Genomic DNA, 8,802 nt, shown 5'->3' on the forward strand with positions numbered 1-8,802 from the left:
CGCCTCAAGCGCCGAGCGCCCGCCCCAAGCCCGTCTTCCCGGGCCCGGAGTCCACCCCCCAGCCGTTCCCCACCCGACACGCCGCCCCCGCGCGCCCCGTCTTCCCGGGCCCCGGCACTCTGCCTCCCGCCCCACCCGCCGGCGCGCGACCGGTCTTCCCCGGCAAGGACACCCCGCTACCCCAGCCGACCCGCCAAGAGCCCGAAACCCCGCCCCGCGGCACCCCGCGCGGGTGGTTCGACGAGCACCCCGAACAGCAGGAAGAACCCCAGGACTTCGGGCCCACCGGTCAACCGACCGAGATCCCCTACAAGTACAAGCGCTGACAGCCGGCCCGCCACCTGCCACGCTAGGGACATGTCCAAAGACCCGAACCCGGACCAGGGGTGGTACTACAACACCCGCACCAACCAGGTCGAGCACCTCGAACGCAGCCGCAGTGTCGACCTGCTCGGGCCCTACCCGGACGAGGCCACCGCCCGGCGGGCGCTCGACATCGCGAGGGAGCGGACCCGGCAGGCCGACGCCGCCGACGACGACTAGACCGGTAGGCGCGGGCCCAGGACGAAGTCGGGGTCCACCTGCGCGGCCAGGTCCGCGCCTGCCCAGGCGTGGGCGTTGCGCAGGTGGAACTCCACGGCCTGGCGCTGGTAGCGCGCCCAGTCGCGCTGCTCCGCGTCCACCGTCGTGAGCATCGACCGCAGCGTCGAGAGGTTGCGCGGCTCCAGCTCCGTGATCGGGCGGGTCGTGCCGCGCTCCGCCGCGCGGACGTGGCGGGACGCCGACAGCCAGCCCAGCAGGGCGTCGCCGACCTGGTCCTGGAGGAACTCGACGTCCTCCGCGTCCGTCACCTTGTTGCCCACCACCACGAGGCGGACACCGAAGTCTCGCGCGTAGTCCGCGTACTGGCGGTACACGCCGACGCTGCGCACCGTCGGTTCGCACACCAGGAACGTCACGTCGAACCGCGTGAACAGGCCCGAAGCGAACGCGTCCGCGCCCGCCGTCATGTCCATCACCACGTACTCGCCGTCGACGTCCACCAGGTGGTTGAGCAGCAGCTCCGCGGCTCCCACCTTCGAGTGGTAGCACTTGACGCCCAGATCGTCCTCGTCGAACTGACCCGTCACACCCAGCCGGACGCCGCCCAACTGGCGGAAGCACGTCGAAAAGACCGGGTTGTCCTCGAACGGCCGGACCAGGCGGGAGCCGCGGCCCGGCGGGGTCGTCTTGATCATCGACGCCGCGTCCGGGATGCGCGGGTTGTCGCCGCGCAGGTAGTCCTTGATCAGGGCCATGTTGTCGCCGAGCGTCGGCCAGGCCAGCGCTTCTTCCTCGGTCGCGCCGAGCGCCACGGCGAGGTGCTGGTTGATGTCGGCGTCGATCGCCAGCACCGGCAGGCCGGCGTCGGCGAGGTACGCGACGAACAGCGACGAGAGCGTGGTCTTGCCGCTGCCGCCCTTGCCGACGAACGCGATCTTCACTTGTCGGGCACCTTTCTGGAAACGAAGACGGTTTTCATTATTGCCGGACCCAACGTACACCCGACCGGCCCGCGCCCGATCGGGCGATCATCGGCCCCTTCCGGGGTTAGGGTTGGGGGGTGCCTCCCCTGGTGATCAGGACACACTCGGCGGGCGGGGACTTCGGGCCCCTGCGCGCCGAGTTCTCGCTGCCGGAGTCGTTCGGGCCCGACGTGCTGGCCGAGGCGGAGGCGGCGGTGCTCGACCCGCTCGCCGGGCCTCGCGAAGACGCGACCGGCCTGCCGTTCGTCACCATCGACCCGCCCGGGTCCAAGGACCTGGACCAGGCGATGGTCGTCGAGAAGACCGCGCACGGCTTCCGCGTGCACTACGCGATCGCCGACCTCGCCGCGTTCGTGCCGCCCGGCGGCGCGCTCGACCGCGAATCACGCCTGCGCGGGCAGACGCTCTACCTGCCCGACGGGAACGTCCCGCTGCACCCGCCGGTGCTGTCCGAAGGCGCCGCGAGCCTGCTGCCCGGCGAGGTCCGGCCCGCGGTGCTCTGGACCATCGAGACCGACGAAGCCGGCGAGCCGACGTCCACGCGGGTGCGCCGCGCGCTGGTCCGGTCCACCGAGCAGTTCGACTACGAGACGGTGCAGGCCGCGCTCGACGCCGGCAACCCGCACCCGTCGGTGGCGGCGCTGCCCGAGCTGGGACGGCGGCGACGCGAACTCGCCGTGCGCCGCGGCGCGGTCGAGCTGCAGCTGCCGGAGCAGGAGATCAGCGGCGACCCGGACGGCGGCTGGGTGCTCGCGCGCCGGCCGCGGACGGTCGTCGACGCTTGGAACGCCGAAATCTCGCTGCTCACCGGGATGGCGGCGGCGCAGATCATGATCGACGCGCGGGTCGGCGTCCTGCGCACGCTGCCCGACCCGGAACCCGAGGCCGTGGACTGGCTGCGCCGGTCGGCCGACGCGCTGGGCATCGCGTGGGCGCCGGAAGCGACCGTCTCGGAGTTCCTGTCCGCGCTGGACCCCGGGCAGCCGGCCTCGATGGCGCTCTACGCCGACACGACGCGGCTGCTGCGCGGAGCGGGCTACACGGCGTTCGACGGCGAACTGCCGGCGCTGACCACGCACGCGGGCATCGGCGGCGCGTACGCGCACGTGACGGCGCCGATCCGGCGGCTGGTGGACCGCTTCGCCACGGAGATCTGCCTCGCCGTCTCGGCGGGCCGCGAAGTCCCGGCGTGGGTGCGGGAGGCGCTGGCGGACGTGCCGGAGCGGATGAGCGCGTCGGACACCCTCGCCGCGAAGGTCGAGCGGGCGTGCATCGACCAGGTCGAGGCGTGGGTGCTCGCCGAGCATGTCGGTGGCGAGTTCAGCGCGGTGGTGCTGCGCGCGGACGAGAACAAGGCGGAGATCCTCGTCGAAGACCCGACGGTGATGGCGAAGTGCGCGGGGGAGAAGCTGACCGCGGGGGAGCGGATCGCCGTCCGGCTGACCGCGGTGGACGTCGAGCAGCGGAAGGTGTCGTTCGAACGCGCATGACTTTCGTCGACGACCTCGGGGAGCCGGTGCCGCTGGAAGGCCCGGCTTCGCGCGTGGTTTCGCTCGTCCCGTCGCTGACCGAAGCGGTCGAGGTGAGCGCGCCCGGACGGCTGGCCGGCGCGACCGACTACTGCACGCACCCGTCCACTTTGGACGTCCCGAGGGTGGGCGGGTCGAAGTACCCGAAGCTCGACCGGGTCCTCGACCTCGCGCCGGACCTGGTACTGGCCAACTCGGAGGAGAACCGCCCGGAGGACGTGGAACGCCTGCGCGCCAACGGGATCCCGGTCTGGGTGATGGCCGCGTCGGCGTCCGTGCCGGCCGCGCTGGGCTCGCTGCGCCGGATCCTCACCCAGGCCTTCGAGCTGGAAGAACCTGACTGGCTGGTGGCGGCGGAGGAGCTGTGGCGCGAGACCCGGCCGGTGCGCTTCCACGCCGTGGTCCCGGTCTGGCGCAAGCCGTGGATCGTCCTGGGCCGCGACACCTTCGGCGGCGACGTCCTGCGCCGCGTCGGCGTGGCGAACGTCTACGCGGGGTCCGAGGAGCGTTATCCGAGGCCGGACGTCGAGGAGCTGAGGGCGCACCTGAGGGCGGACGCGGATCTGCTGGTGCTGCCGGACGAGCCGTACCTGTTCACCGCGGACGACGGCCCGGACCACTTCCCGGATGCGCGGTACGTGCTGGTCTCGGGGCGGTACCTGACGTGGTACGGCCCTTCGCTGGTGGAGGCGCACGCCGCGCTGACGGCAGCGCTGGAAGGCTAAGCCCGCAGCCAGGCTTCGAGGCGGCCGAAGTGCTCGGCGGTCAGGCCGGTGTGCGCGTCGACCGGGATCAGCTCGGTGGGCAGGTCCGCGCGCCGGTCGAGGAACGCCTGCCGCGCGTCGGGGAACAGGTCGAAGTCGTCGTCGAACCAGGCCAGCGGCCGGCCCGCGGCGAACCGCGCCACCGGCCCGAACTTCCACGACGGCTGCGGCCCGGCGAACTCGACCACCGGCAACGGCGGCAGCCCGATCGCCGGGCCCACCTGGCGGTTCGCCCGGTGCTCCCAGCTGGTCGCCCACGCCAGCTCGGCGTCCGCGGCGCCGGCCAGCGCGAGCAGGGCCGGGCCGTGCTCCGGGTTGAGCCAGATCCGCAGCCGCTTGCGGCTCCAGCGGGAGATCCGCAGCCGGTGCTCGACGTAGCCGGCGGGTTTCGCGTGGCGCGCCGCGGCCCACGGGCTCAGCGGGCCGTCGACGTCGAGCAGGATCAGCGGTCTCACCCCTGCTTGGTAGCCGCTCCCGGCCCGGGGAGCAAGAGATTGCGCCCGGGGCGATCGCCTGACACGGTGGGCCGATGCTGAACGAGGTGGCCGACGGTGTCTGGGTGCGGCAGAGCACGTGGGTCTGGAGCAACACCACCGTGATCCGGGCGGACGACGGCCTGATCGTCGTCGACCCCGGCATCGAAGGCGCCGAGCTGGACGAACTCGCCGACGACCTCGACCGGCTCGGCGCTCCCGTCGTCGCCGGGTTCTGCACGCACCCGCACTGGGACCACCTGCTCTGGCACCCCCGCTTCGGCGACGTGCCGCGCTACGCCACCGCCGCCTGCGCCCAGGTCGCCGCGGAAGTCCGGGAACGCGCGCAAGAAATGGCGGCCGAGACCGCGAAGGACGTTCCGCTCGAGCTGGTCGCGCTGCTCACGCCGCTGCCTGCCGACGGCGGGCCCGTGCCCGGGGAGGTCGTCGAGCACGACGCGCACGCCGTCGGGCACGCCGCGATCCTGCTCGCGGACCGCGGCGTCCTGCTGGCCGGCGACATGCTCTCCGACGTCCTGATCCCGCTGCTCGACCCCCGCCGCACCGGGCAGGAGGAGGCCTACGAAGCCTCGCTCGACCGGCTCGCCAAGGCCGCCGAGCACGCCGACGTCCTGATTCCGGGCCACGGCGCCGTGGCCCGGGGACCCGAGATCGCCGCCCGGTTCGCCACCGACCGCGCCTACCTCGAAGCGTTGCGGCGCGGCGAGGAACCCGACGACGAGCGCTGGGGGAAGCGCCGGTAGCTCAGAGCGTCAGTCCGGTCAGGACGGTCACCCGCTCCTCGGTGAAGTCCGCCATCGCCGACGCCGGGCCCTCGCGGCCGACGCCGGAGTCCTTCACCCCGCCGTAGGGCATCTGGTCCGCGCGGAAGCTCGGCACGTCGCCGACCAGCACGCCGCCGACCTTCAACGCCGCCGACACCTCGAACGCCGTCGGCAGGTCGCGCGTGAACACGCCCGCCTGCAAGCCGAAGCGGGAAGCGTTGATGCGGGAAACACCCTCGGCGACCGAGGACACCCGGACCAGCGAAACCACCGGCCCGAACACCTCCTCGGCCATCACCGACGCGTCCTCGGGGACGTCCGCCAGCACCGTCGGCTCCACGGTGGCGCCCGAACGCCCGCCGCCGGTGAGCAGGCGGCCGCCGGCGGACACGGCGGACGAGACCCACGACTCGACCCGCTCGGCCGCGGCGTCGTTGATCAGCGGGCCGACGTCGACACCGTCGGCCCGCGGGTCCCCGGTGCGCAGCGCCTTGACCTGTTCCAGCACCTTCTCGGCCAGCGCGTCGAACACCGAGTCGTGCGCGTAGACGCGCTGCACCGAGATGCACGACTGACCGGCCTGGTACATCGCGAAGGTGGCGATCCGCTGCGCCGCGAAGTCGAGGTCCGTCCAATCGGGACAGACGAGGACCGCGCCGTTGCCGCCCAGCTCCAGCGCCACGTGCTTGCGCGGGACGCGGTCGCGGATGGCCCAGCCGACCGGGACCGAGCCGGTGAACGACACCACCGGCAGGCGCGGGTCCTCGACCAGCCGCGACGACGTCTCGTTGTCCACCGGCAGGATCGACCACGACCCCGCCGGGAGATCCGTCTCCGCCAGGATTTCGCCCAGCAGCAACGCGGTCAGCGGCGTCGCGGGCGCGGGCTTGAGCACGATCGGCGCGCCCACCGCGATCGCCGGGGCGACCTTGTGCGCCACCAGGTTGAGCGGGAAGTTGAACGGCGTGATGCCCAGCACCGGCCCGCGCGGCACGCGCCGGACCAGCGCGAGCCGTCCGGTTCCGCCGGGGTCGGTGTCGAGGCGCTGCAGCTCGCCGGAGAACCGGCGGGCTTCTTCGGCCGCCCAGCGGAACGTCGAGACCGCGCGGCCGACCTCGCCGCGTGCCCACTTCAGCGGCTTGCCGGACTCCGCCGTGATCACCGCGGCGATCTCCTCGGCTCGCTCGCCCAGCGCGCGGGACACGTGGTCCAGCGCGCCGGCGCGGACGTGCGCGGGCAGCGTCGCGAACTCGTCGGCGACGTCGTGCGCGGCCTGGACCGCGGCTTCGACGTCCGAAGCCGACGGCACGAAGTGGGAGCCCGCGGAAGACCCGTCGAAGGAGTGGCGGACCTCGGCGGTCGCGCCGGCGGTCACCGGCTTTCCGGCGACCCAGAAGGGGAAAGTCATGCGAGAGCCTCCGTGCGGACAGCGTGTTCGAGGACCGAGAGGCCCTCGTCGAGCAGGTCGTTGGACAGGGACAGCGGCGGCAGCAGCCGGACGACGTTGCCGTAGGTGCCGCAGGTCAGCACCACGACACCGGCGCGGTGGCACGCCGCCGCAACGCGCTTGGTGAGGTCGGCGTCGGGCTCGGTCGTCCCGGGCTTCACGAACTCCGCGGCCAGCATGGCGCCGCGCCCGCGGACGTCACCGATCACGCCCGTTTCCGAAGCCAGCGCGCGCAACCGCGGCAGGACGGCGTTTTCGATGCGCTTCGCCGACTCCGCGAGGTTTTCCGCCTTCATCGTCTCGATCGAGCCGAGCGCGGCGGCGCACGCGATCGGGTTGCCGCCGTACGTGCCGCCGAGCCCACCCGGGCCGACCGCGTCGAGGAGTTCCGCGCGGCCGGTGACGGCGGACAGCGGCAGGCCGCCCGCGATGCCCTTGGCCGTCGCGATCAGGTCGGGCACGACGTCTTCGTCGGTGGACGCGAACCAGGATCCGGTGCGGCAGAAGCCGGTCTGGACCTCGTCGGCGACGAACACGACGCCGTTTTCGCGGCACCACGCGGAGATCGCGGGCAGGAAGCCGCGGGCCGGCTCGATGAACCCGCCCTCGCCCTGGATCGGCTCCAGCACGACCGCCGCGACCTGATCGCCGCCGATCTGCTTCTCGATCCGGTCGATGGCCAGCGCGGCCGCTTCCGGGCCGGACAGCCCGTCGCGGTAGGGGTACGAGCCCGGCACGCGGTAGACCTCGGGCGCGAACGGGCCGAAGCCGTGCTTGTAGGGCACGGACTTCGCGGTCATGCCCATCGTCAGGTTGGTGCGGCCGTGGTAGGCGTGGTCGAACACGACGACGGCCTGGCGCCCGGTCGCCGTGCGCGCGATCTTCACGGCGTTCTCGACGGCTTCGGCGCCGGAGTTGAAGAGCACCGACTTCTTCGCGTGGTCGCCGGGGGTCAGTTCGGCCAGCGCTTCGCAGACCTCGACGTACCCCTCGTACGGCGTGACCATGAAACAGGTGTGGGTGAACCAGCACGCCTGCTTGCGGACGCGGTCGACGACGGCGGGCGCGGAGTGCCCGACGTTGGTCACCGCGATGCCGGAGCCGAAGTCGATCAGGACGTTGCCGTCGGCGTCGGTGAGCAGGCCGCCGCTGGCTTCGGTGACGTAGACGGGCAGCACCGAGCTGACCCCGGCGGCGACGGCGTTCGCGCGGCGCTCCTGCAGCTCGCGCGAGACGGGGCCGGGGATCTCGGTGCGCAGCCTGCGCTGCCGGGGGGACGGCGCCTGCGGCTCGGCGGTGGTGCTTGCGGTCACGGCGTGCTCCTGAGGAAGTCGGGGGACGTCCTCAGGATGAGTGGTTACCGGACGGTCGTCAGGTGGCCGTCTTGTCGATTTGGGGGCGTAGAATTGGCCGTTATGGCACTCACGCTGGCCGGACTGGCCGCCGACCGCCCGCTCGGGCTGCGGGTGCTGACCGGCGACGACCTCCTGGACCGCCCGATCGGGTGGGTGCACCCGACGGAGCTGACCGATCCGCAGGCGTTCCTCGAAGGCGGCGAGCTGCTGCTGACCACCGGGCTGGCCCTGGACGAGGAGACGTCGGCGGCCTACGTGCACCGCCTGGTTGCCGCCGGGGTCGCCGGGCTCGGCTTCGGAGTCGGGCTGAGCCACGAAAGCGTCCCGCGTTCGCTCGTGGCGACGGCGGCGTCGGTGGGGCTGCCGGTGCTGGAGGTGCCGCGCGAGACGCCGTTCATCGCGCTCACGCGCGCGGTTTCGCGGGCGGTGGCGGCCGACGAGTACGCGGCGACGGTCCGGGTCGGGCGCGCCCAGCAGGAGCTGACGCGCACGGCGGTCGGCAAGGGCGGGCCGCCGGGGGTGCTGCGCAAGCTGGCGAAGCTCGTCGACGGCTGGGTGTTGCTCTTCGAACGCACCACGGTCGTCGAAGCCGCTCCGGCGACCGCGCGGGCGTACGGCGCTTCGCTGCGCGAAGAGCTGGAGCGCCTTCGCACGGGCACACGGGTTGTCGTCCTCGACGAGCAGGAAGTCGTGCTGCAGACGCTCGACACGAGCACGCGCCGGGTGCTCGCCGTCGGGGCGTCGCTCGACACCGCCGGGCACCACATCGTCAACACCGCGGTGTCGGTGCTTTCCCTGGCGCTGGAACAGGATCGCGCGCAGGCCGCCGCGCGCCAGGCGTTGCGCACAGGAGTGCTGGAGCTGCTCGCCGGCGGCCAGGCCGACCTGGCGCTGCGGGTGCTGACCGCGTCCGGGGCCGAGAC

The 8,802-nt window shown here is 73.0% G+C and carries 9 protein-coding genes and 1 pseudogene; 6 read left to right on the forward strand and 4 right to left on the reverse strand.

What is annotated here, in order from left to right; all coding sequences use genetic code 11:
- Positions 1 to 326: pseudogene (locus tag G3I65_RS56615) on the forward strand (hypothetical protein); the annotation flags it as partial.
- Between the two features lie 31 nt (positions 327 to 357).
- The gene (locus G3I65_RS36470) at positions 358 to 543 is read left to right on the forward strand and encodes a hypothetical protein (protein WP_125306997.1); all 186 of its coding nucleotides are present in this window, start codon (positions 358 to 360) and stop codon (positions 541 to 543) included.
- Here G3I65_RS36470 and G3I65_RS36475 read toward each other — a convergent pair.
- Positions 540 to 1,484, reverse strand: a complete 945-nt coding sequence (locus tag G3I65_RS36475) for an AAA family ATPase (RefSeq protein ID WP_160700134.1) — start codon at positions 1,482 to 1,484, stop codon at positions 540 to 542. The two genes, G3I65_RS36470 and G3I65_RS36475, sit on opposite strands and share 4 nt — an antisense overlap.
- A gap of 131 nt (positions 1,485 to 1,615) precedes the next feature.
- Between G3I65_RS36475 and G3I65_RS36480 the strand changes: the two genes are divergently transcribed.
- Positions 1,616 to 3,016 (forward strand): RNB domain-containing ribonuclease, encoded by a 1,401-nt coding sequence (locus tag G3I65_RS36480; protein WP_160700140.1) that lies wholly within the window; start codon positions 1,616 to 1,618, stop codon positions 3,014 to 3,016.
- Positions 3,013 to 3,780: a helical backbone metal receptor gene (locus G3I65_RS36485; protein ID WP_160700135.1), complete on the forward strand. Its 768-nt coding sequence runs from the start codon at positions 3,013 to 3,015 to the stop codon at positions 3,778 to 3,780. The genes G3I65_RS36480 and G3I65_RS36485 overlap by 4 nt, the downstream gene beginning before the upstream one ends.
- Here G3I65_RS36485 and G3I65_RS36490 read toward each other — a convergent pair.
- The gene (locus tag G3I65_RS36490; RefSeq protein WP_160700136.1) at positions 3,777 to 4,274 is read right to left on the reverse strand and encodes a hypothetical protein; all 498 of its coding nucleotides are present in this window, start codon (positions 4,272 to 4,274) and stop codon (positions 3,777 to 3,779) included. The two genes, G3I65_RS36485 and G3I65_RS36490, sit on opposite strands and share 4 nt — an antisense overlap.
- A gap of 74 nt (positions 4,275 to 4,348) precedes the next feature.
- On the opposite strand from G3I65_RS36490, the gene G3I65_RS36495 reads away from it, so the two are divergent.
- A complete protein-coding gene (locus G3I65_RS36495) occupies positions 4,349 to 5,056 on the forward strand; it encodes an MBL fold metallo-hydrolase (protein WP_160700137.1) in 708 nt (235 codons plus the stop codon).
- A gap of 1 nt (position 5,057) precedes the next feature.
- Here G3I65_RS36495 and G3I65_RS36500 read toward each other — a convergent pair whose 3' ends face one another.
- A complete protein-coding gene (locus G3I65_RS36500) occupies positions 5,058 to 6,485 on the reverse strand; it encodes an aldehyde dehydrogenase family protein (protein WP_160700138.1) in 1,428 nt (475 codons plus the stop codon).
- Positions 6,482 to 7,837 (reverse strand): 4-aminobutyrate--2-oxoglutarate transaminase, encoded by a 1,356-nt coding sequence (gene gabT / locus G3I65_RS36505; protein WP_160700139.1) that lies wholly within the window; start codon positions 7,835 to 7,837, stop codon positions 6,482 to 6,484. The genes G3I65_RS36500 and gabT overlap by 4 nt, the downstream gene beginning before the upstream one ends.
- 102 nt (positions 7,838 to 7,939) lie before the next feature.
- On the opposite strand from gabT, the gene G3I65_RS36510 reads away from it, so the two are divergent.
- Positions 7,940 to 8,802 (forward strand): PucR family transcriptional regulator ligand-binding domain-containing protein (locus G3I65_RS36510; protein ID WP_203612619.1); only part of this gene is annotated, 863 nt, incomplete at its 3' end.

Origin of the sequence: Amycolatopsis sp. SID8362 (assembly GCF_010550475.1) — a bacterium.
Lineage (GTDB): Bacteria > Actinomycetota > Actinomycetes > Mycobacteriales > Pseudonocardiaceae > Amycolatopsis > Amycolatopsis eburnea.

Bases quoted from the DNA above. Each gene is read 5' to 3' on its own strand.
- G3I65_RS36500 (WP_160700138.1), bottom strand. From the start codon at position 6,485: ATGACTTTCCCCTTCTGGGTCGCCGGAAAGCCGGTGACCGCCGGCGCG.
- G3I65_RS36485 (WP_160700135.1), top strand. From the start codon at position 3,013: ATGACTTTCGTCGACGACCTCGGGGAGCCGGTGCCGCTGGAAGGCCCG.
- G3I65_RS36470 (WP_125306997.1), top strand. From the start codon at position 358: ATGTCCAAAGACCCGAACCCGGACCAGGGGTGGTACTACAACACCCGC.
- G3I65_RS36495 (WP_160700137.1), top strand. From the start codon at position 4,349: ATGCTGAACGAGGTGGCCGACGGTGTCTGGGTGCGGCAGAGCACGTGG.